The sequence below is a fragment of the Exiguobacterium sp. OS-77 genome (genome assembly GCF_000414195.2).
GTDB classification, from domain to species: domain Bacteria; phylum Bacillota; class Bacilli; order Exiguobacteriales; family Exiguobacteriaceae; genus Exiguobacterium_A; species Exiguobacterium_A indicum.
The window spans coordinates 2293783-2317076 of record NZ_DF239008.1; the positions used below are offsets into that span (position 1 = coordinate 2293783).

Sequence of the window (23294 nt, forward strand, 5' to 3'; positions counted from 1 at the left end):
TCCTTTCCTTATTTGCTGAGGCTTCTGCCTCTCGATTAGTTCAACATGGTTATGGGTCTACTACCGTCATACAGATAGGAGTACGTATAAAAACGAGTTGGAATCTTTTTGTTTTTCGTATGAAGCTTCAATGCACTGAAGGCGACTTTCATCATCTCATCAGCACTCTGGACGACCGTCGCATCCATCGATTTCATGTCAACAGCTTCTAATATAGCACGATTCCCGTCTATGCCGACAATTATTTTTCCTTTGATCCCTGCTTTTTTCAATGCTTCGAGGACACCTAGCGCGATATCGTCATTGTGACAATAGACTGCATCAAACGGAATTCCCGACTCAATCACCTGTGTCATGACCTGTTCTGAAGTGACGGGGTCGTAATCTCCATTCACGGATTCGACGATTTTCAGATCCGACTCCCGCTCAAGACCAGTCAAAAATCCCCGGTGTCGTTCATTCGTCGTGTTGACGTTTGCCGTACCTGCGACTTCAATGATATTAGCGGTGGCTCGTCCCGTCTGCTTGATGCGTTCGTGTTTGATGAATGATGCAAGTTGTTCACCAATCAATTGATTATTTGAGGTAATCGAACTGACGACTGCATCGGAGCGAATCAATCGATCGATCGCAAAAACAGGGATATCTTCTTTGGCAGCTTTTTCTAAAGATTCAGCGATGTAAACATCGTCGAGTGTGGTAACGAAAATTGCATCCACTTTCATTCGAATGAATTCTTCAATCTGCTCTCTTTCATTAATGCGTGAATTATGCGACGTCGCGACGACTGCTTCATATTTATTCAGTTTCGCTTGTGTCTTGAACGCATCAACGAGCCGCTGCGCAAATTCATGTTTATCATTGACGATCGTAAAACCGATGAGATGACGACGCGGATTCGAATCCGTATTCACGAACATATTGGATATAAGAAGAACGGATGATATCCAAATGACTAAGACGAATAGCCACGCTTTATTGAATTTCATTCCGTTTGCTCCTTTCGAGGTAAGTGAACTTGAATCGTTGTGCCAACTCCAGGTTTACTGTCAAAAATCATCTTCCCTTTGTGATCGCGTACGATTTGTTTTGACATGAACAGTCCAAGACCATTTCCATCCACTTTTGACGTCTTGAATGCTTGACCAACATGATCAATCTGATCACCGTCCATTCCGACACCATTATCTTGGATGATGAAGACAACCTCTTCCGGATAGATATGCACATGCAAATGACAAATCCCATCTGGCCCTTTAAACGCGACAGCTTGAAGGGCATTTCGAACACAGTTTGCTAAAATCTGCAAAATCCCCTCTTCTGATGCATGAATCTTTGGCATAAAGGAAGGTGTATAAATTTTACAATCCGCTTCGTAAAGATGAGCTTCCGCTTCTAAGATATATGTCAGCTTCTTCATTAAATCATTCATATCAATCGTCGTTTTTTGAAGCGCATTGTTCTCGCCTTTGGATAAATCAAGCATCGTCTGAATCATGCCGTTCGCTCGATCAAGCTCAGATAAAGCTAACATCAACATCTCTGTATCTCGATCCTTTTCTGCGGCTAATAACTGTAAGGTCATTTTGACTGGTGTTAATGGATTACGTATCTCATGAGCAATGCCCGCCGCTAATTGACCAAGTGACGCTAGCTTCTCTTGCTGCAACATGGTTTGCTGTTGACTTAACTGCTCAAGTCGCGCATGTTCCATTCGCTGTGAGTATTCATTATAAGCAGCGACCAATGTCTTCACTTCGTTTGATCCGGCACGTTCAAGGACGATCGGTTTCGGGGAACTACTTTTCTCAATTTTATGAACAAGCTCAAGTAAAGGAGATGTCAATTGTCGTGACATTAAATAGCCAACAATCAGACTAAGGACGAGCGTCAAAGCGGCGATGATCAAATACTGCTGCCGTGTCGTGTAGACAGGTTCATAAAAAACGTTTCGCGGCGTTCGAACGAGAATTTTCCAATCCGTCACCTTTAAATCTTTTGCAAAGTAATACATATCTTGATTCGTACTAAAGATTTCAGATGGTTCGACGGATTGAAATGCACGATCGATCACACTTCTCGACAATAGTCGTTCTTCGTCTGTCACAAGATTACTCGACGTTGCTAGCAATTCTTTTTTACTATTAAATAAATAGGCAATCGTTTGATCATCAAAAGATTCTAATGATTTCCGGAAAATGATTGAATTCATCGCACTTAGTCCACCACCAAACACACCTACACGTTCGTTACCATCTCGAACTGGCACGAACATATATGTGACGGCATCTGATTCCATTGAGTACAGCTTACTCATATGAAAATCCGTACTTGTCAGAGTTTGTAGAAAATCATCATCCTTTACTATCGTACTATCTGGTACGCGACGATCTTCACTTGAGAACCAAGTAATCTGTTTCGTCTTTCTGTCAAAATAAAAAAGACTTTTAAATCCAGTATCAATATCAAGAAGATTTGATTCTTCAATTTTTCGACTTAGCTTATCAGGATTTTCGACGTTTAACTGCAAACTCATGATTTCCTCATGTAAATTCCCAATGTTATCACGGATCGCGTTTCCAGAAACTTCGACACTTTTCTCACTCTGCTTTTCCGTTTGCTGTTCGACTCGTGAAATCGTGACTCGATCCGCAGTAAAGGCAAGCGCTGAAATGACAAGACATAACAGGATGAATAAGATGGCGGTGATTTGAAAAAAATACGACCGCATCATTTTCTTAGACTCCACCCTTTCGCCCCCTTATTAAATAATTGCAACTTCATTAGTATACCATGTTCTGTTTCTGAAACAGACTCCTCTATTTTCATTCCCGTCTAAACAATGGTACACTCTAACTAATCATTCTTTTTCACAAAGGGAGAATCTACAACTATGCTAGTAAAAAAAATCAGCCCCCGCGGCTATTGTTACGGTGTCGTCGATGCAATGAAACTTGCACAACAAGCGGCATTGAATAAAGACTTGCCACGCCCGATTCATATTCTTGGTATGATCGTTCACAATGCTCATGTCACACGTGAATTCGAAAGTATGGGTGTCATCACAGTCGATGGTCCCGATCGCCTCGAAGCACTTGAGACGATTCAAGAAGGAACTGTCATTTTTACAGCGCATGGTATTTCGCCTGCTGTTTATGCACGCGCCGCCGAAAAAAATCTGCACGTCGTCGATGCAACATGTCCTGACGTGACGCGTACACACGATTTGATTCGACAAGTCGTCGCGGATGATTATGAAGTCATCTACGTCGGCAAACATGGACACCCGGAACCTGAAGGTGCAGTCGGTGTAGCACCAGAGCATGTGCACCTCATCGAAAAAGTCGAAGATATCGATGAACTCCCGCCTCAGCTCGCTCATAAAAAAATCATCGTCACGAATCAGACGACGATGAGCCAATGGGATGTCCAAGCTTTGATGGAACACGTGCGTAAAAAGTATCCGCATGTAGAAGTACACAATGAAATCTGTAACGCAACACAAGTCCGGCAAGAAGCGGTGGCTGATCAAGCAGGAGATTGTGACCTTGTCATCGTCGTCGGTGATCCACGTTCTAACAACTCGAACCGATTGGCACAAGTATCATTCGATATCGCAGGAACTCCAGCGCATCGGATTGGTGATTTAACAGAACTCGATCTATCATGGCTTAAAGGTGTACAGCAAGTTGGTGTCACATCAGGTGCATCAACACCAACACCAATCACGAAAAAGGTCATTGATTTCTTACAGCAATATGATCCATCAGACATCAGTACACATGACAAGACACCATTCCTTGAACTACGACGGATTTTACCAAAAGTAAAAATCCTTTAACCTGAATATGATAGAAGTAATAACAAACACCGGACAGCGAATCATCGCCGTCCGGTGTTTTATCTCATTTTTTACTTTACATATCACAAAAAATGAAAGGGATTCGTATTGGCTGTCGAGACGATGAGTTCCACATCTATCTTCTTCTCTTTGAATCGTTTGCTTAATTCGTTGACGACGCCTTCTTTCATGACCGACTCCACATGATGTCCCGGATCGACGACTGCTAGTCCAAGTGCCATCGCATCATGCGCTACATGGAAATAGAGATCTCCTGTCACAAGGACATCTGCTCCTGCAAATGCTGCAGTCGAGACGTACTTATTGCCGTCACCACCAAGGACCGCTACTTTTTGGATATGGCGCGATTCGTCTCCGACGAAGCGTAAGTTTTGTACACCAAACGCATCGCGAACATGTTCTGCAAATTCCCGCAACGTCATTGCTTCCGGTAACCGACCAATCCGCCCAAGACCAAGTGATGTTGCTGGGCGTTCTTGACGAATGAGATCATAGGCGACTTCCTCATATGGATGAGCCTGTTTCATCGCTCGAATGACTTGTTTCTGATTCAGTTCCGTGACGATCGTCTCGATTCGGACTTCTGAAACGCGTTCGAGTCGCCCTGCTTCACCAATATACGGGGTAGCTTCCGTCAACGGTCGGAATTGACCCGTTCCATTGACGTGGAATTGACAATCACTGTAGTCCCCTTCTTTTCCTGCTCCCGCTTGTGCAAGGGCTGTTGAAACGCGCTCTACAGCCTCAGTCGGTACGAAGACACTTAGTTTATATTGCGTGTTTTCAAACGTCGGTGCTAGTACTTCACAAGACTCAAGACCAAGCGCATCTGCCATCCAGTCATTGACCCCGCCTGGTGTCACGTCAAGGTTCGTATGCGCAGCATACACCGCAATATCGTGTTTGATACATTTTGTGACAATCCGTCCTGTTGCAGAACGATCCGTCACATTTGCTAACTTACTAAAAATCGGGGGATGATGCGCAATGATGAGATCAATCTTCTTTTCAATCGCTTCATCGACGACAGACTCCAAGACATCAAGTGTCACGAGCACACGTTTGACGTCCTTGTTCAATGTTCCGATTTGTAGACCAATCGGATCACCTTCGAGTGCGAATTTTTTCGGAGCAAATGCTTCAAACTGCTCAATGACATGGTTCCCATTCGCCATTAGTTCGTCACCTCTTCCATCTTTTGAATCAATTGTTCGATAGCTTCGATTTTTTCAGATAAAACCTCCGTTGCTTGTCCTTGTTTCATCTGAGCTAGGATATACTCTCGCTTTTGTTTTTCGATCTGCCATTTTTCGATGAATTCTGGTGCACGTTCCCGCATTAACTGTGGTCCAAAGAACAATTCCCACTGACGTGTTGTTTCGTCCTCTGAGTAAAGTGTTTCATCTCCACGTTCTGCAACGAGAATTTCATAGATCTTCCCGTTCTCCTCGACGATCGCTTCAGACAATAACGCATAAGAATTCGTCAGCAACCACTTCCGAACATCGACTGCATCGACATTCGGTTGAAGAATCAAGCGTTCCTCACCTGACAACCGATCTTTTCCTTCTTCAAGGATAGAGGCAATCAGCGTTCCGCCCATTCCCGCAATCGTAATCGCTGTTGCTTCGCCCGGCTTCAAAACCGATAAGCCACTTCCTAAACGGACATCAATCTGTGATTCAAGACCGACAAGCGCCACTTGTCCTTTTGCCGCTTCCATCGGTCCTTCATTCACCTCTCCTGCAATCGCACGCTCGATTTTCTTTTGTTGTACACAAAAACAAGGTACGAATGCATGATCTGATCCAATATCTGCGAGGATCGCTCCTTGTGGAATATACGACACGACTTTTTGGAGTCGTTGATCCAATACGACGTTCATTTGCATCATCTTCATCCTTCCTATTTTCCGAAAAACTCTCTTTTAAAAATAGCGGATTTACGCTAAAAAAGATACCATACACCACAAAAAAACATCCATCTCGTAACGAGATAGATGCCCTTGTTCTTATTTCTTAGCAGCTAACCATTTGGCTAGAACAGCTGCTTCTTCGTCATTCGCAAGACCGCCAGGCATTTGCCCTTTACCGTTCATTGCGATGTTCTTAATTTCGTCTTCTTTCAGCTTCGCGCCGATCTTTGTTAAGTTCGGACCTGCTCCGCCTTCTAAGTTTCCACCGTGACATCCTGTACATCCTTTAGATGCAAACAAGTCTTCCGGCTTCATTTCTGCAGTTGACGGCCCTTTACGAGCTTCCTTCACCTGATCGACCCCAAAGTAAGACAATGAAATCATAGCGATGATGGCGATGACTGCGATCGCCGCGAACGGTACTAATGGATTACGCATTTGGATTCCCCCCATATTCTATACCCAACCAAGTTGGTGACTGAATGGTATTCCCCGTTACTATTCTACTGTAAAAAAAACAGGGAAGGAAGAAAAAAACGAAACTTTTTTCTTCCTTCCCACTAAAATTTCATATATTCTTCACACTTTGAATTAATCGAGGAAATCTTTCAAGCGTTTTGAACGACTCGGATGACGTAACTTCCGGAGTGCTTTTGCTTCGATTTGACGAATCCGCTCACGTGTAACGCCAAATACTTTTCCGACTTCTTCAAGTGTCCGTGTCCGACCATCGTCAAGACCAAAACGAAGACGGAGGACGTTTTCTTCACGATCCGTCAGTGTATCTAACACATCTTCGAGTTGTTCTTTCAAGAGTTCGTATGCCGCAGCATCTTGTGGTGCTGTCGCATCTTGGTCCTCGATGAAATCTCCGAGATGTGAATCATCCTCTTCCCCGATTGGTGTTTCAAGAGAAACCGGCTCTTGCGCAATTTTCAGGATTTCACGGACTTTTTCCGGCGTGATTTCCATCTCTTTCGAAATTTCTTCCGGTGATGGTTCACGTCCAAGATCTTGCAAGAGTTGACGCTGGACACGAATCAATTTATTGATCGTTTCAACCATGTGAACCGGAATTCGGATTGTCCGCGCTTGGTCAGCAATCGCACGTGTGATTGCTTGGCGAATCCACCATGTTGCATACGTCGAGAATTTGTATCCCTTCGTATAGTCGAATTTCTCGACCGCCTTGATCAGACCCATGTTTCCTTCTTGAATCAAATCAAGGAACAACATGCCACGTCCGACATACCGTTTAGCAATCGAAACGACGAGACGTAAGTTTGCTTCCGCCAATCGTTTTTTTGCTTCTTCATCGTTTTGCTCAATTCGTTTTGCGAGTTCGACTTCGTCTTCCGCATTCAACAGATCGACACGACCGATTTCTTTTAGATACATCCGGACAGGGTCATTGATCTTGACACCAGGAGGAACAGACAAATCGTTTAGATCCGCCTCTTCTTTTTCGTCCCCTGTACCGTCATTGTTGACCTTGATACCTTCTGTTTCAAGCAATTGAAGGAATTCCTCGAATTGCTGAGCATCCATTGATTCGAACGAACTTAGTTTGTCTTCGATCTTTTGGTGTGACAATTCACCATTTTTATGTCCGAGCGCGATGAGTTCCTCTTTCGCGAGACGGAGTAATTCAGCTTCTGATCTTGCTTTTTCTGCCATCGAACCATACACTCCTTCCACATCATGCAGCAGGTCATCGATCTTTTAAACGACGCTTCCGTTCTATGATCGCCTGCATCAGCTCCGCTTGAGCACGGATATCTGTTTGTTGATTCAATCGTGACTTTTCTTCTTCTAACAACCGACGTTGCTGTTCATTTTGGACGGCACGAATGTAGTGACTGAGCAAATCAGGATCATACTCAGGCATCAGCATGAACTCTAAATCCGCTACAATTCGTTGCAAAGAGGCGTCGTGCAACATCGTCAAAAAACGATCAGGACTTCCTTGCGTACCTGCTCCGTAAAATTCATATAGCTTGCCGGCAATCAATTGGTGTGCCGGATCATTGAATTGGACACCTAGTTGCTCTCGCACTTCAAGACATACTTCTTCTGAACGGATCATGTAGGCAAGTAAGAAGCGTTCTGCCTTCTTCCAGTTCGCGAACGTTCGGTCTGGAGGTGCTGTCGGTAGAGCAGCTGGGCGATCGGAAACGATTTGTTCTCTCTTCGGTTGTTGGACGGTTGGACGCACTTGTGCGATCAAGGAGTCTTTCGAGAGTTTGAACTCCTCAGAAAGTTTTCCTAAATAAATGTCCCGTAACAACGGATTGGATGTTCGACCAATCTCTTCAAGCATAGTTTCAATATATCGAACGCGTTCTCCTTCTAATCGCAAGTTTTTTCCTTGTCGAAAATAAAAAGATTTGAATTCAAGACTTGAAACCCGTTCTTGTTCGATCCAGTGTAAAAACGTCTCTTCGCCCTGATTACCAATGAAGGAATCCGGGTCTTCGCCATCCGGTAAGCGGATGACGGAACAGTCGACGGCAACGGCTTCAAGCAACTGTAGGGCTTTTAACGTCGCAGCGCGTCCTGCCTTGTCTCCGTCATAACAAATAATGACTTCATCGACGATACGTGCTAGGTTTTGGGCATGAACCGGTGTTAAGGCTGTTCCTAAAGAGGCTACCGTATAAGGTATACCCGCTTGAGCGACACGCACAACATCAAGATTCCCCTCAACGAGAACAACTTGTTTGATTTTGCGCATCGCCCCTCGTGCTTGAGCGAATCCGAATAACAGTTCACTTTTATTGAACAAAGGTGTTTCCGCTGTATTGACATACTTCGGATCACGACCATCAATCGAACGTCCACTAAATCCGACGATCGTGCCATCACGATCGGAGATAGGGAATACGACTCGACCGTTGAATCGATCTCGATAATCGCCATCGCGTCCGATTGAAATCAATCCCGCTTCGACCATCTCATCTAAATCAAACCCACGTCGTGCCAAGGAATCCACTGTAAAACGATCTTGATCCGGCGCATACCCGAGTCGGAACTCACGCATCGCACCTTCACGGATACCGCGATTCTCTAAATAAATCCGTCCCGCGTCGCCTGCTTCCGTTTGAATCAACACCTCATGATACAACTCGGTGACGATCCGGTGTGCTTCGCGCATCCGGAACTTCTTTTCCTGTTCGGGTGTCGATTCCGATTGTTCGAATCGGTCCGGCTCCAGTTCCGGAAGTGTGACATCACTGCGATCAGCTAATTTAGAGACGGCTTCCTTGAAACTCATTCCTTCTGTTTCCATGACGAAAGTGATCGCGTTTCCACCTGCACCACATCCAAAACAGTAGTACATCCCTTTATCAGGAGAAACAGAAAAGGAAGGTGATTTCTCAGAATGAAACGGGCAAAGCCCTGAATATCGATTCCCTTGTTTTTTTAATTCTACACGTTCTGAAATCAATTCGACGATGTCCGTTGCTTGGCGGACCTGATCGACGATTTCATCAGGAATTCGCTTCATTCCGTCCTCTCCCCTTTCCTTGAGAACTTATCCTTACATGACCATACCCGCAATGAAACGGAACGATGACTCGTTCCGTTTCATTAGAAAAAGGGCATTATCTCATTTATCAGCTAAACAAGTATACTATGTTCCTGACTGCTTGACTAGTCATGCGCCTTCCCGGAAATTCCGGTCAAAATCAGGTTCGCCGTTTCCTCGACTGCTTTATTCGTCACGTCGATGACTTGGCAACCGATTCGTTCGTATAAATTCCGTGCGTATTCGAGTTCCCGGTTGATTCGGTCCATCTGCGCGTATGCAGCTTCTGGTTTGAGTCCTAATGAACGCAGGCGTTCCATTCGGATGTCGATCAACTTTTCCGGTGAGATGAGTAGTCCAAAACATTTTTCTTTTGGAATATCGAATAGCTCTGTCGGCGGGATCGATTCAGGTACGAGTGGTACGTTCGCTACTTTATATCGCTTCAAGGCTAGATACTGCGAAAGTGGTGTCTTTGATGTACGCGACACCCCGATCAAGACGATATCCGCACGTTTAATTCCTTTTGGATCACGTCCATCGTCATACTTGACAGCAAATTCAACCGCTTCGATTTTTCGGAAATACTCCTCATCTAAGCGATAGATTAATCCTGGCTCTTCCTTCGGTTGCATCTGCAAGCGATCTTCCATGGTGTCAAGCAATGGACCAAGTAGATCAATCGCTTTTACACCGTGGGCGCGAGCTGTGTCTGCAAGCAAACGACGATGGGTCGCATGAACGATCGTAAAAGCAATCGTCGCTTGTTCTTCTTTCGCATGAAGAACCAAGTCATAAATGACTTGATCATCATCGACGAACGGAATGCGGACCGTTTCGATGGCTTGTTCCGGGAATTGGATTGCAGCTGCGCGGACGACGAGTTCACACGTCTCTCCGACAGAGTCACTCACGACATAAATCCGTTGACGCATCAGGAACCCTCCTTAAATTTCTTCATCACGTGCTAAAGCGACCAACACTTTCGTCATGTTCGTCTTCGTCATTCGACCCACGACTTTCAAGACGCCGTTCTCTTCTTCGACGACTGGCATTGAATCAATCTGCTTTTCGATCAGTTTCATGCCGGCACCAATCAACGTCTCCGATTTTTCACAGACCGTCAAATTCGGCATCCGTGTCATGATGATGTTGACCGGTAACGAGTCTAATTCTTGATTACCGATTGCCGCACGTAGAAAATCCTTACGTGACAACACACCGACTAACGCATGGTCCTTACTGACGACGAACAGCGAACCGACATCTTCCAGGAATAAGTGAACGATCGCATCGTATACGGTCATCCCTTCATGAATGACCTTTGCCGACGACATGAATTCGCCGACGGTCAAGGTGTCGAGTTTCTCATGAAGCATGGACGCATTTTTCTTTCCAACGTACATATAGCCGACACGTGGACGCGCTTCTAGCATGCCGGTCATCGTTAAAATCGACAAATCGGGTCGTAACGTCGCCCGTGTCAGGGAGAGTGCAGAAGCAATCTGCTCTCCCGTGATCGGACCGTTCTCTTTGACGATTTGGAGTATCTTTTTTTGCCGTTCATTTAACTTCATCGGCTCATCCGTCCTTTTTCTTTACGCTAAAGTAAGTGCATTGAACCGGGCGACTGATTCGATGGCTTGCGCAAATCGTTTCATTTCGCTAAGGCGGTTCGTACGGACTGTTTCGTCGTCCGTCATGATCATCGTACCGTCAAAGTATGCTGTGATCGACGGAACGGTTGCCTCAAGTGCCTCAAGCGCTCGTTCATAATCAAGTGACGCGATGGCTTGATCAACCTCTGGTAAGGTTTTCTCAATCGCCTCATGCAACGCGCGTTCTGCATCATTTTCAAAGAGCGCTGGATTAACAGTTGTGACGTCTTCTGCTTTTTTCGAGATATTTAAGACACGGCTGAGTTGTTCGACCGTTTTCTTGAACGATTCTTTTTTCGTCGCACTTTCAAGCATTGCAGCACGTTGCTCATTCGCTTCGACTGTCAACGTATGATCCAGAGCGGCTTCGACGACATCATGGCGGAAGTTCATTTCCGATAGACGGTATTTCAAGCGTTGTGCAAAGAAGTCTTGTAATGCAGCTTGAACTTCTTCGGCATCCTTCGCATAAAGACCTGCTGCCACCTGTTCTGAAACAACGAAAGCAATCAATTCAGTCAATGTCAGATTCAACTTACGATCGGATAAAATCTGAACAATCCCTTGTGCTTGACGACGCAATGCATACGGATCTGCTGATCCACTCGGAATCATACCGACACCAAAGAATCCAGCGACGCTGTCCATCTTATCAAGAATCGCATAGAGTGTTCCTGTCGGTGTCTCCGGACTTGCATCCCCCGCGAAGCGTGGCATGTAATGTTCACGAATCGCAGCCGCGACTTCCGGATCCTCATTCTTCATGTTTGCATACCGCTCACCCATCAGACCTTGTAATTCTGTGAACTCATAGACCATTTGACTGACGAGATCGAATTTATAGATTTGTCCTGCACGTTCAACACGTGTTTTGTCCGCACCGACACGATCTGCAAGTGCGAGTGCCATCTGACGGACGCGACGGACTTTTTCACCTGTCGTTCCTAATTTTTCATGGAAGACGATTTTATCAAGACGTTTCGCCTGTTCATCGATATCTGCTTTTTTATCTTCTTCATAGAAGAACTGCGCATCGGCTAAACGGGCACGGATGACTTTTTCGTTTCCGCGTGCGACGTTTTCAAGATGTGTTGCGTTTCCGTTTCGTACCGTCACGAAATAATGGAGCAACGCCCCGTCACGTTTGACCGGGAAGTAACGTTGGTGTTCCTTCATCGTCGTGATCAAGACTTCTTCTGGTAACTCAAGATACGCTTCATCAAATGCACCGAACAAGGCTGTCGGATACTCGACGAGGTTCGTGACTTCTTCAAGTAAAGACGCATCGATCGGCACTTCGAATTGTTCGCGTGCCGCAAGCGCTACAATTTGTTCTTCGATCAATTGACGACGTGCTTCGTAACTGACGATGACATTTTCTCCTGCGAGCGCTTCAACATAAGCGTTCGGACGTAGGATCGTGATGTCCTGCCCGAGGAAACGATGTCCACGCGATGTCCGACCTGTTTCGACGGATGCGACTTCAAACGGGATGACTTGATCGTCAAGCAGGGCAATCAACCAACGAATTGGACGCATATAACGTAACGATTGTGTGCTCCAACGCATGTTTTTCGGGAATGTCATCGCTTCGACGACTTGTTTTAGTCCAGGAAGTAAATCAGCTGTCGCTTGTCCGACTTCCTTACGTGTCGCATAAAGGTATTCGACTCCTTTTTCTTCTCCAAGGAAGAGATCGTCCGTCGTTAACCCTTTACCACGCGCGAATCCTTCGGCTGCTTTCGTCCAGTTACCGTCTTCATCCATCGCGATTCGTTTTGCTGGTCCTTTTAATGTTTCTTCGAGGTCGCTTTGACGTGCTGCGAGACCTTTGACGTAAACTGCAAGACGGCGTGGTGTCGAGAAGGATTCGACGCTCGCGAACTCAATCCGTGCTTCTTCAAGAAAACGCGTCACGCGCTCCTTGAGTTGTGTTTCGGATTGAAGAACGAATCGAGCCGGCATCTCTTCTAAACCGATTTCAAGTAATAATTCATGCATGTGACTCACCTGCTTTCGACTTGATCAATGGGAAGCCAAGACGTTCCCGTTCTTCGATGAAACTTTGCGCACAACGACGCGACATGTTCCGGACACGATGGATGAATCCTGTGCGTTCCGTGACGGAAATCGCCCCTTTCGCGTCGAGAAGGTTAAAGGTATGTGAACATTTCAAGATGTAATCATACGCTGGGAAAACGAGGTTCTCGTCCAAGGCACGATTCGCTTCTTTTTCATATTGATCGAACAACGTGAAAAGTAATGCGACATCTGACGTTTCAAACGTATACTTCGAATGTTCGAACTCCGGTTGATAGAAGATATCACCGTATTTGAAGCCATCTGTCCAAACGAGATCAAAGACACTCTCGACGTCTTGGATGTACGAAGCGAGACGCTCGATTCCGTACGTGATCTCTACTGCAATCGGATTACACTCGATTCCACCGACTTGTTGGAAGTACGTGAATTGTGTGATTTCCATCCCGTTCAGCCATACTTCCCAGCCGAGACCTGCAGCACCGAACGTCGGGTTCTCCCAGTTATCCTCTACGAAACGAATATCATGTTCGAGTGGGTTGATACCAAGCAACTCGAGACTTTGTAAGTACAATTCCTGAATGTTGTCAGGTGATGGTTTCATGATGACTTGGAATTGATGGTGTTGATACAGACGGTTCGGGTTTTCCCCGTAACGACCGTCAGCCGGACGGCGTGATGGTTCTGTATAACAAACGTTCCATGGTTCTGGTCCGAGACTCCGTAAGAACGTCATCGGATTCATCGTACCGGCTCCTTTTTCTACGTCGTATGCTTGCATCGTCAAGCAGCCTTGTTCTGCCCAAAATTTTTGTAATGTCAAGATCATGTCTTGTACTGTCATCTTCACGACTTTCACCTCCGAAATGATTAAGGAACGCAAAAAACGCCCCTATGTACAACAATCGTTGCACATAGGGACGAGACGAGCCCGCGGTTCCACCCTACTTGCATGCATCGCATGCCACTCTTTTTGACAAAGAACACTCCGAAACGCCATTCGCGCCCCTCTCACTTCCAGCTCACACCACCCTGGAATCGCTTGATTGAGAAAAAGACGGTACTCCTTTTCGTCATCGTGTTCATTTAGTTGCTTCTACCGCATTTATTCTACCGAACCCGCTTGTTGCTGTCAATCGTTGCCGAAATCAATCAACTGGTCGAGGACACGTTTTGAACGTAGACGTAACCCGCTGTAGCGTTCCATATAAGCATCCATGATTTGACGTAGTAGACGCTTCGTTTCCGGCTTCACCGTCACTGTCCCGATCCGCGAGAAATCATAGACAGAAAACACATAGAGCATCTTCGCGACTGCCTCTGACATAAAGACGGCATGTTCATCCTCATGACGGTGCCGACGACAGAGTAGACCGCCGTGGTGTAACGAAAAAGCAAACGGTGCTTCAGCACTCCCGCAAATCGTACAGCCGTTCAAGTGTGGCGCAATCCCTAGATGACGCAACAGGCGCAACTCAATGATGAAGGAGACGACGTCGGGATCGAGTCCTTCATCCATCGCCTCCAGTCCTTCGACAAATAAATCATACAGCGCTGGTTGCGGCACACGTTCATCAAGCGCTTTATCTGCAAGCTCCAGTAGATACATCGCATATGCCATCAAGACGACATCTTGCCGGATATGCGCATGACTCGTGATGACGTCTGCCGATTTTAACTGACCGAGACCACGAGACCGTGGATAGATATAGACGGCTCGAACGAAAGGCTGGCTTGCCGCGTTAAAGCGGCTGCCCGGCTTCTTCGCTCCTCGCGCCATGACGGCGAGCTTGCCGTATTCACGTGTCAGTAGCGTGACGATCTTATTCGATTCACCGTATACGACCGTTCGTAGTACAAGCCCTTCCGCCTTATCGATCATCGCTTAATACTCGTCATCGCGGAAGCCAAGTTCACGCAATTGACCGGCCTTATTGCGCCAATCCTTTTGGACTTTGACCCACAAGTTCAGGTAAACTTTTGTTCCGAGTAACATCTCGATGTCCGTTCGTGCTTCGGAGCCAATTTCTTTTAGAAGTGCTCCGCGTTTACCGATGATGATTCCTTTTTGGGAATCACGCTCGATCAAGATCGTCGCATGGACATCGACCATGTTTCCATTCTCACGCGTCTTGATTTGATCAATCGCGACCGCGATCGAGTGTGGTACTTCATCGCGTGTCTTTTGCAAGACTTTCTCACGGATCATCTCTGAGATGATGAAACGCTCCGGGTGGTCAGTGACTTGATCCGCCGGATAATACATCGGTCCTTCCGGTAAGATCTTCGCGATTTCTTCAAGTAACGGTCCGACGTTGTTACCTTGAAGCGCAGAGATCGGAACGACTGCCGCAAACTCAAGCTCATTTTTATATGATTCGATGATGGGCGGAATATCATTCGGATGAATCAAATCGACCTTATTCATGACGAGAATGATGGGTGTATCGAGTTCCTTCAATTTTTCAATGATGAAATCGTCACCTTTTCCTTTTGGTTCTGTCACGTTGACCATGAATAAAATCGCATCGACTTCACGCAATGCGTTCGTTGCGACCTTCATCATGAAATCGCCGAGTTTATGTTTTGGTTTATGAATCCCTGGTGTATCGATGAAGATCGTCTGAACATCTTCTGTCGTATAGACACCTTGAATCTTATTTCGTGTCGTTTGTGGCTTATCAGACATGATGGCAATCTTTTGTCCGATGACACGGTTGAGGAATGTCGATTTTCCGACGTTCGGGCGTCCGATGATCGAGACAAAGCCCGATTTGAATCCTTCTTTAAACATGTAAATCCCCTTTCGTGAATGCTCCTGGTAACAGGGCGCCCACTGTTGTTTCTGTGACGTCCCCTTTAAGGTTCGTCAAATAGATTGGCATATCCGCGTCACACATCTCTGATAACACTTGGCGGCATTGTCCACATGGTGCGACCGGTCCTTCCGTATCCGCAACGACAGCCATCGCTGCATACTCGCGCGCATCCTGTGCCCACGCAGAGAAGATTGCTGTCCGTTCTGCACAGTTACAAAGACCATATGCAGCGTTTTCAATATTGCAGCCATGGAAGACTTGTCCGTCTTTTGTTAGTAGAGCAGCACCGACTTGGAATTTCGAATATGGAACATACGCTTTTTCGCGTGCACGTTTAGCTTGTTCGAGTAATTGTTCTGTTTTCATGTGAATATCCCCTTCTTAGGAACGGTATTGGCCAAAAAGGCCGGATTCTTATTGTACCAAATATGGGATGAAAATGCATAGTGCAATTGCAATAGATGTAAGCGCCAACACGAAAACAGCTCCACTTGCAATATCCTTGACTGCTTTTGCCAGCGGATGCCATTCCTGTGTCACGAGATCAACGACGCGTTCAAACGCTGTATTGAACATCTCGGCACTGATGACGATCCCGACCGTCAAGAAGAGGATCGCTCGTTCGACAGACGTCAATGGTAATAAAAAGGCGACAAGTAACACGATGGCACCAACTGCCACGTGAACCTTCATATGCCGTTCTTCTCGAATCGATTGGCGCAATCCGTTCATGGCATGCCGAAACGGTTGCCACCAGCTTTTCACAATGTGCCCCGATATAACTCGAAGTGATGCAGGATTTCCTCCTGTCGCTTCGTCATGACTTCCTCATCTGCTTTTTCAATGTGATCATATCCGAGTAAATGGAGGAAACCATGGACAGCGAGGAAACCGAGCTCTCGCTCGAAATGATTGCCATACTCTGCCGCTTGTTCGCGACACCGTTCCACGGAAATGATCAAATCACCGAGGACGATTGGTTCGTCTTCGAGCAATCCAAAATCGATTTCATCTTCACCGAGTTCTTCCATCGCAAAGGAAATGACGTCCGTTGCCTGATCCTTTCCACGCCATTCACGATTGATCTCTTGAATCTCATCGTTTGAAACGAAAGTCACGGACAACTCACTATTTGAATCGACTTCTTCCTGTTCCGCCGTGTAAATCAAAATCGATTCGACAAGCTGTCGTTGTTCTTCCGTTAGACGATTATTTTCGTCTGTCATATAAATATTCATGTCGTTGCCTCTTTCTTTAATTCTGGATACTCGATTCGTTCATGGAACAAACCGGATAAGGTATGACACGCACTTTCACCGACGCGATAAATCTCGCGTGTCGTAATGTCACATTCCGCAAATTGATCATCCATCATCTTTTCACGAATGATTTTCGCGACCAAGTCCCGAATTCCTTCTTCTGAAGGGGCTTTCATCGAACGAACGGCCGCTTCAATCGAGTCAACGATCATGATGACCGCCGCTTCACGGGTTTGTGGTTTCGGACCCGTGTAACGGAACGTCTCCTCATCGATCTCCCCTTGTTCTGCTGCCTTGACATAAAAGTATCGCAGCAGAGAGGTTCCATGATGCTGGCGGCAAATATCGACGATGGCTGCAGGCAGCTTTGCGTCTTCGAGTAATTCAACACCATCCTCGGTATGTGCCAAAATGACACGCGCCGACTCTTCTGGTGTCAATCGATCATGTGGATTACGTCCATGCTGGTTCTCAATGAAATAAAGCGGTCGTCGCGTTTTTCCTAAATCATGATAGTAGGCGCCGACTCGTGCAAGCAAGCCATCTGCTCCGATTGCTTCACAGGCTGTTTCTGCTAAGTTCGCGACCATCATGCTGTGATGGTATGTTCCCGGTGCTTCAACTAATAATTTTTTGAGTAACGGATGCGTCGGGTTCAACAGTTCAAGTAGACGGGTCGGTGCTAAAATACCGAACGTCATTTCAAGAAACGGCAATAGTCCAATTGCTAGGACGGCACTCAAGATACCACTCGCAATCGCAAAACCGATTAAAATCAGCGTTTCTCGTAGTTCGAACGTACCACTTCGTAACAGGACGAATGCTAAGAAAATCGCGATGTTTGCTCCGGCAATCGAAACACTGCTCATGAAAATACGACGTCGTGACAAACTAGAGCGCAGGAAAAACGTTGCGACTAAACCACCGACCAATAAATAGATTGCGATATTGAAGCTGAAGTTCTGGTTCGTACTATAGAAGAACGTTCCGGCAAGCGCCGTAAACAGAGAACTCGATAAGGCAATCCGTTCGTTCAATAAATTGCGCAAGACGAGCGCAGCAAAAGCGGTCGGCGTGAGTAAGTAAAATGCTGGATTGATGTCGTCTGCTAAGAACGCCATACCATACATGACGAGTAATTGTAGACTGACGACGAGGTAGACAAGCCCGAATAATCGAATCCGCCCCATTTGAGCGTATCGCAGTTTTGAACGGTGAATGAATCCAAATAAAAAGGCAGTCATCAACGCACTGACAAGCATCGCCCCGAGTAACGGTTTCAACGACTGTCGATCAGAAATCAAGCCGACTAATTGTAGCTGACGATAGGCATCTTGTGAAATCACTTCGCCTCGTTTAACGATCACTTCGCCTTCTGAAATGATGACTGGTTCAACTTTATCACTCGTCTGCTTACGAAGCTGTTCCGTCTTTTCCGGATCATAGACGTAGTTCGTCACGATCAGTTGATCGGTCATCGCTTTAGCGACTGCTTTTAGTGAAAAGGACAGTGGCGAACGTTCAATATCCGTTCGCGCATTCTCACGTGCCTCCGCTACTTCACCACCATCAGACGAGATACGTTGACGCATCGCTTCTTCAATCGCGGTGATGACGACGTCACGTGTCGTATTCCGTAGTGCTGTCGTCGACGTCACAAGCAAGCGTAACTCATCATCCTTCAAAAGAGTTGCCGCCTCCGTTCCACGCAGACGCTGTTTGATTTTACCGATCTCATTTGTTTTTTTGATACCAGACAAACTCGCAAAAAGTTGTTCGACTTTATCAATTTGTTGTGCTGCATACTCTTGTTTGATCGTATACTGACTCTCGATTGCAGCAACCGAATTTTCCTTGATTTGATTTGTTGCAACCCGGTCCTCCATCGTCAAGGGTGACCGGATATCTTCTTCTGCAATTGAGAATGGTTCTGCGGACAAGGCTTCTGGCCGAACACTGACATACATCATCGTCGATACGACGAGATAGAATACTACTGTCAAAAGCCCGACCCAGACCCCAACCTTGCGCATATCATCTCCCCCTTTTCCATCTATTTTCGTAACGGCTTAGGTCAAATCCTGACTATAAGCATCAACGATTTTTCGGACAAGTGGGTGACGCACGACATCCGCTGAGCCAAAGTGCTCAAAATGAATCCCTTTGACATTGCCGAGCAAATGTAACGCTTCTTGTAGACCAGACGTTTTTCCTCGCGGAAGATCGACTTGTGTCAAATCGCCTGTGACGATCATCTTCGAATGGAATCCGAGACGCGTCAAGAACATCTTCATTTGTTCACGTGTCGTATTTTGCGCTTCATCAAGAATGACGAAGGCATGTTCAAGTGTCCGTCCACGCATGTAAGCGAGCGGCGCGATCTCGATGACGCCACGCTCAAGCAGACGAGCCGTATGTTCGACACCAAGTACGTCATGTAGCGCATCGTATAGAGGACGTAGATAGGGATCGACTTTTTCTTTCAGATCCCCTGGAAGGAATCCTAGATTTTCTCCTGCTTCTACTGCTGGACGCGTCAGGACAAGTCGTTTGACGTGACCTTCCTTTAACGCTTTTGCCGCCATCACGACAGCAAGATACGTTTTTCCGGTTCCCGCTGGTCCAATACCAAATGTCAAATCACAGCGGTCGATTCCCCGAACGTAACGTGCTTGACCGAGTGTCTTTGCACGAAGTGGTTTTCCTTTATGATTCGTATGAATGACCGTATCGTAAAGTTCCAGTAGTTCATCCACCCGATCTTGACGTGCCAGTTGAATGGCGCTCGTCGCGTCACGCTCCGTCAAAACAGCTCCACGATTCACAAGTTGTTTCAAGACGCCTACGACCTGTCCTGCTAAGATTACAGACTGCTCCTGTTCGGATTGTGCCAACAGCTCATCTCCTCGATGCGTAAGCTGAACGTCAAGTTCTGCTTCCATCGTACGTAAGACTGCATCATTCGGACCGACGAATGCTTGAATCTGTTCTGAATTCGAAAATGCAAATGGGATTCTTTCGTTGAATATCACGTTGTGAATGGCCTCCTAGTCATGGATAACAAGTTGTCATCGCTTCATATCTAATCTCTTCCACTTTAGCACTTCCGCCGAAAAGATGGAAAGAAAAACCCGTTCCCACCTTTTGGGAAATAAAAAGAGTCGATCCTACGCGTTTCCTAGGATCGACTCACTGTCTAATCATCATCGTTTTCGTTTTGAAACGGGTGCACCCAGAACCTCACTCCAGACGATGGCACGACGCATTTCATCCTGTGAGAGTCTCGTCGCTGATGCTGAACGACTCGACGTTCCAATAGCACCGTCTGCGACGCTATCTTTGATTTCACCGATCGTCGAAGAGGACATCCCTTTTTTCGAATGTTGTTTCTGACGCTGGTCCAAACGTTGTTGCAATTCCGTTCGTTCATGAACGGGTCGCGCTTTTGTTTGCGTTACCCCCGGTTGTTTCTTCGCGGGTGCTTTTTTACGAACGACAGGTGGAGGTACCATCTCTTGTCGCGCCGTATCGACCTGTTCGGTTATTTGTTTCACATAGTCGCCGAACTCCTTTGAAGGTGTCCGGTTCGTCTGCTTCGGTTTTTTATCCGCTGCTTTTGAGATGACGGAGATGACACCGAATGCGATCATCAATCCGATCCATATGATATCCATACCGTCTCACCCTTTATTGTGAGTCATTTGGTGATGATTGCCCACCGATTGCTTGACGCATTTTCGTATCTGCCGTCACGTTCAAGTAGTTTGCATAATCCATGACGCCAAAGTTACCGTCACGCATCGCTTCAGCGATCGCAAGCGGCACTTCCGCTTCAGCAGCGACAACCTTCGCACGCATCTCTTCAACACGTGATTTCATCTCTTGTTCACTTGCGATCGCCATTGCGCGACGTTCTTCCGCTTTTGCTTGCGCAATGTTCTTATCTGCTTCTGCTTGATCCGTCTGCAGAACCGCACCGATATTCTTACCGATATCAATGTCCGCGATATCAATCGAGAGAATCTCGAACGCCGTACCCGAATCGAGTCCTTTCGCAAGAACCGTCCGTGAGATCATCTCTGGATTCTCAAGTACTTCTTTTTGGTCATTACACGAACCAATGGTTGAGATGACACCCTCACCAACACGTGCGATGACCGTTTCTTCCCCAGCACCACCGACGAGACGATCAATGTTCGCACGTACCGTGATCCGGGCTTTCGCTTTTACTTCAATCCCGTTCATTGCCACACCGGCGATAAATGGTGTTTCGATGACTTTCGGGTTAACCGACATTTGAACAGCTTCCAGAACGTTACGACCAGCAAGATCAATCGCTGCTGCGCGTTCGAAGCTCAACTCGATATTCGCACGGTGTGCTGCAATCAAGGCATTGACGACGCGGTCAACGTTACCACCGGCAAGGAAGTGACTTTCCAGTTGATTCGTATTCAAGTTCAATCCCGCTTTAACTGCCTTAATCAACGGATTGACGATTTTAGATGGTGTCACTCGACGTAGTCGCATCCCGACTAATGTAAAGATCGATACACGTACGCCTGCTGCGAGCGAGCTGATCCAAAGTGGGATCGGAACGAGCGTGAAGAAGATGGCGAGGAAAATTAAAATTCCTCCAGATATGAGTAATACGGTCAATAGTTCAGGTGTCATGTGTGGGACTCCTCCTTCGTATGTTGGACTCTAACAATGACGCGTCCATGCGTCACTTCTTTTACGACGATTGTTTCCCCCGCTTGAATGAAGGTCCCTTCCGTTACGGCATCAATTCGATTCCCATCGATTTCAATCGTTCCTGATGGACGAAGAGGCGTCAAACTGACTCCTTCTTGTCCTAACAGTTGTACTTTGTCTTGATGGGAGAGATAGCCTTTTTCAGACGATGTCGAATCCGTCAAAATCAAACCGCGCCATAGTAACGACTGATTTGATTTAATTCTGCGATACGCCCAGTATCCGGCCGCAAGCGATAGAAATACAGCAAGTCCGATTGCGATACCTACTTGACCAACTGTAGCGCCTGCCATGATCAGACTAGCAAGGACCGCACCGATTCCGAGGACTCCAAAGATTCCGAACCCTGTGACGAATATTTCGACCAGTAACATGAGGACCCCAATCATGAAGACCGCCAAAATCATTCCTAAGCTAAACGTCATGCGTACGTTCACCCCTTTTCATTCGTGTCAGAAGCTGCTTCTTTTGCACTTTGATTCGTTACTATAATTATATACGCTTTCAAAACAAAAAGGTTTCATGACTATTCTGAATTCATTAAGAAACTTTTAATTGTGACAGGAACGACAAAAAAGGTGCCCCGAAGGACACCTTTTTCATGTATTAAGCGAGCCGTTGTTTGACGAGTCGATTAATTAACGCACCGTCTGCCTTGCCTTTAAGCTGTGGCATGACGATACCCATTACTTTCCCCATATCTGAAGGAGCAGAGGCACCCGTCTGCGCAATAGCTGCGTCGACGATTTCCTGTACTTCTTCCTCGGAAAGCTGTTTTGGCATATAAGCTTCGAGCACGACAATCTCTGCTTGAATTTTCTCGACGAGATCGTGACGACCAGCGCTTTCGAATTCTCGGAGGGAGTCGTTGCGCTGCTTCATTTCACGTGAAAGAATTGTTAATTCTTCCTCGTCTGTCAATTCTTGCTTACCGAGTTTGATCGTTTCATTTTGCAGCGATGATTTCACCATCCGAATCGTCGTAAGACGATCTTTTTCACGTAGACGCATGGCTTCTTTCATATCCGCTGTCAAACGCTCCTGAAGACTCATGAGGATACACCCTCTCTAACGTTAGAACTTCTTACGCTTACGCGCAGCCTCCGATTTAAGCTTACGTTTTACACTTGGCTTTTCGTAGTGTTTACGTTTACGAACTTCTGCAAGCGTACCATCTTTTGAAACACCACGTTTGAAGCGACGAAGTGCGTCTTCAAGTGATTCATTTTTACGTACACGAGTTTCCACTAGTTTTCCCTCCCTCCGATATTACCGACTAAAGGAAACGTGTCAGACACGTCATACAACATTATAGTAGGAATATACAATTTGGTCAACAGTTGATTCTAGCGACTTTTCTGCATCCTACGCTGTTCCTTTTTGTTCCTTTCTATCCTCTCATGGTTACATCCGTTTGACAACAAAATCTAGTCATTCCTGCATCAAAATCCAGAAACTTT

Annotated in this window: 24 protein-coding genes; 1 reads left to right on the forward strand and 23 read right to left on the reverse strand. The window is 46.3% G+C overall.

Annotated features, from left to right (window positions below):
• Nucleotides 1-35: 35 nt before the first annotated feature.
• Nucleotides 36-989, reverse strand: coding sequence for a sugar ABC transporter substrate-binding protein (locus tag EXG77_RS11850; protein WP_035398353.1), 954 nt, complete (start codon nt 987-989; stop codon nt 36-38).
• Complete coding sequence (locus EXG77_RS11855) at nt 986-2749, reverse strand: HAMP domain-containing sensor histidine kinase (protein ID WP_023467518.1); 1764 nt, start codon at nt 2747-2749, stop codon at nt 986-988. The genes EXG77_RS11850 and EXG77_RS11855 overlap by 4 nt, the downstream gene beginning before the upstream one ends.
• Before the next feature lie 144 nt (nt 2750-2893).
• Between EXG77_RS11855 and EXG77_RS11860 the strand changes: the two genes are divergently transcribed.
• Nucleotides 2894-3841 carry a 4-hydroxy-3-methylbut-2-enyl diphosphate reductase gene (locus EXG77_RS11860; RefSeq protein WP_023467517.1) on the forward strand — a complete coding sequence of 316 codons (948 nt, stop codon included), beginning with the start codon at nt 2894-2896 and terminating at the stop codon, nt 3839-3841.
• Nucleotides 3842-3924: 83 nt separating this feature from the next.
• On the opposite strand, the gene EXG77_RS11865 is transcribed toward EXG77_RS11860, so the two are convergent.
• The 21 genes from EXG77_RS11865 to rpsU form a co-directional block, all read right to left on the reverse strand.
• Entirely contained in the window at nt 3925-5037 is a 1113-nt protein-coding gene (locus EXG77_RS11865; protein WP_035398355.1) for a Nif3-like dinuclear metal center hexameric protein, read from the reverse strand.
• Nucleotides 5037-5756, reverse strand: coding sequence for a tRNA (adenine(22)-N(1))-methyltransferase TrmK (locus tag EXG77_RS11870; RefSeq protein WP_326188407.1), 720 nt, complete (start codon nt 5754-5756; stop codon nt 5037-5039). The genes EXG77_RS11865 and EXG77_RS11870 overlap by 1 nt, the downstream gene beginning before the upstream one ends.
• Before the next feature lie 117 nt (nt 5757-5873).
• Nucleotides 5874-6215, reverse strand: coding sequence for a cytochrome c550 (gene cccA, locus EXG77_RS11875; protein WP_035398358.1), 342 nt, complete (start codon nt 6213-6215; stop codon nt 5874-5876).
• Between the two features lie 153 nt (nt 6216-6368).
• On the reverse strand, nt 6369-7454 hold the full coding sequence (rpoD, locus tag EXG77_RS11880) for an RNA polymerase sigma factor RpoD (protein WP_023467512.1): 1086 nt from the start codon (nt 7452-7454) through the stop codon (nt 6369-6371).
• A gap of 34 nt (nt 7455-7488) precedes the next feature.
• Entirely contained in the window at nt 7489-9285 is a 1797-nt protein-coding gene (gene dnaG / locus EXG77_RS11885; protein ID WP_023467510.1) for a DNA primase, read from the reverse strand.
• A gap of 146 nt (nt 9286-9431) precedes the next feature.
• Complete coding sequence (locus EXG77_RS11890; RefSeq protein ID WP_029341037.1) at nt 9432-10241, reverse strand: pyruvate, water dikinase regulatory protein; 810 nt, start codon at nt 10239-10241, stop codon at nt 9432-9434.
• A gap of 12 nt (nt 10242-10253) precedes the next feature.
• Complete coding sequence (locus EXG77_RS11895) at nt 10254-10883, reverse strand: helix-turn-helix transcriptional regulator (RefSeq protein WP_035398363.1); 630 nt, start codon at nt 10881-10883, stop codon at nt 10254-10256.
• Between the two features lie 21 nt (nt 10884-10904).
• The gene (gene glyS / locus EXG77_RS11900; protein WP_035398365.1) at nt 10905-12965 is read right to left on the reverse strand and encodes a glycine--tRNA ligase subunit beta; all 2061 of its coding nucleotides are present in this window, start codon (nt 12963-12965) and stop codon (nt 10905-10907) included.
• Nucleotides 12958-13848, reverse strand: a complete 891-nt coding sequence (gene glyQ, locus EXG77_RS11905; RefSeq protein WP_029341034.1) for a glycine--tRNA ligase subunit alpha — start codon at nt 13846-13848, stop codon at nt 12958-12960. Before glyQ ends, glyS begins: the two co-directional genes overlap by 8 nt.
• 288 nt (nt 13849-14136) lie before the next feature.
• Nucleotides 14137-14886 carry a DNA repair protein RecO gene (gene recO, locus EXG77_RS11910; RefSeq protein ID WP_023467502.1) on the reverse strand — a complete coding sequence of 250 codons (750 nt, stop codon included), beginning with the start codon at nt 14884-14886 and terminating at the stop codon, nt 14137-14139.
• 3 nt (nt 14887-14889) lie between these two features.
• Nucleotides 14890-15798: a GTPase Era gene (gene era / locus EXG77_RS11915; RefSeq protein WP_023467500.1), complete on the reverse strand. Its 909-nt coding sequence runs from the start codon at nt 15796-15798 to the stop codon at nt 14890-14892.
• A complete protein-coding gene (locus EXG77_RS11920) occupies nt 15791-16189 on the reverse strand; it encodes a cytidine deaminase (protein ID WP_023467498.1) in 399 nt (132 codons plus the stop codon). The genes era and EXG77_RS11920 overlap by 8 nt, the downstream gene beginning before the upstream one ends.
• A 48-nt stretch (nt 16190-16237) precedes the next feature.
• On the reverse strand, nt 16238-16588 hold the full coding sequence (locus EXG77_RS11925; protein WP_035398367.1) for a diacylglycerol kinase: 351 nt from the start codon (nt 16586-16588) through the stop codon (nt 16238-16240).
• On the reverse strand, nt 16585-17061 hold the full coding sequence (gene ybeY / locus EXG77_RS11930) for an rRNA maturation RNase YbeY (protein ID WP_029341033.1): 477 nt from the start codon (nt 17059-17061) through the stop codon (nt 16585-16587). Before ybeY ends, EXG77_RS11925 begins: the two co-directional genes overlap by 4 nt.
• Nucleotides 17058-19115, reverse strand: coding sequence for an HD family phosphohydrolase (locus tag EXG77_RS11935; protein WP_035398369.1), 2058 nt, complete (start codon nt 19113-19115; stop codon nt 17058-17060). The genes ybeY and EXG77_RS11935 overlap by 4 nt, the downstream gene beginning before the upstream one ends.
• Nucleotides 19116-19151: 36 nt before the next feature.
• Nucleotides 19152-20114 carry a PhoH family protein gene (locus tag EXG77_RS11940; protein ID WP_023467492.1) on the reverse strand — a complete coding sequence of 321 codons (963 nt, stop codon included), beginning with the start codon at nt 20112-20114 and terminating at the stop codon, nt 19152-19154.
• 171 nt (nt 20115-20285) lie between these two features.
• Complete coding sequence (locus EXG77_RS11945) at nt 20286-20756, reverse strand: hypothetical protein (RefSeq protein ID WP_035398372.1); 471 nt, start codon at nt 20754-20756, stop codon at nt 20286-20288.
• A 13-nt stretch (nt 20757-20769) separates the two neighbouring features.
• Nucleotides 20770-21753 (reverse strand): flotillin-like protein FloA, encoded by a 984-nt coding sequence (gene floA / locus EXG77_RS11950; protein ID WP_023467489.1) that lies wholly within the window; start codon nt 21751-21753, stop codon nt 20770-20772.
• Nucleotides 21750-22259 carry an NfeD family protein gene (locus tag EXG77_RS11955; RefSeq protein ID WP_023467487.1) on the reverse strand — a complete coding sequence of 170 codons (510 nt, stop codon included), beginning with the start codon at nt 22257-22259 and terminating at the stop codon, nt 21750-21752. Before EXG77_RS11955 ends, floA begins: the two co-directional genes overlap by 4 nt.
• Nucleotides 22260-22440: 181 nt before the next feature.
• Complete coding sequence (locus EXG77_RS11960) at nt 22441-22887, reverse strand: GatB/YqeY domain-containing protein (RefSeq protein ID WP_023467485.1); 447 nt, start codon at nt 22885-22887, stop codon at nt 22441-22443.
• A 21-nt stretch (nt 22888-22908) separates the two neighbouring features.
• Nucleotides 22909-23082, reverse strand: a complete 174-nt coding sequence (gene rpsU, locus EXG77_RS11965; RefSeq protein ID WP_012369719.1) for a 30S ribosomal protein S21 — start codon at nt 23080-23082, stop codon at nt 22909-22911.
• Nucleotides 23083-23294: the final 212 nt, after the last annotated feature.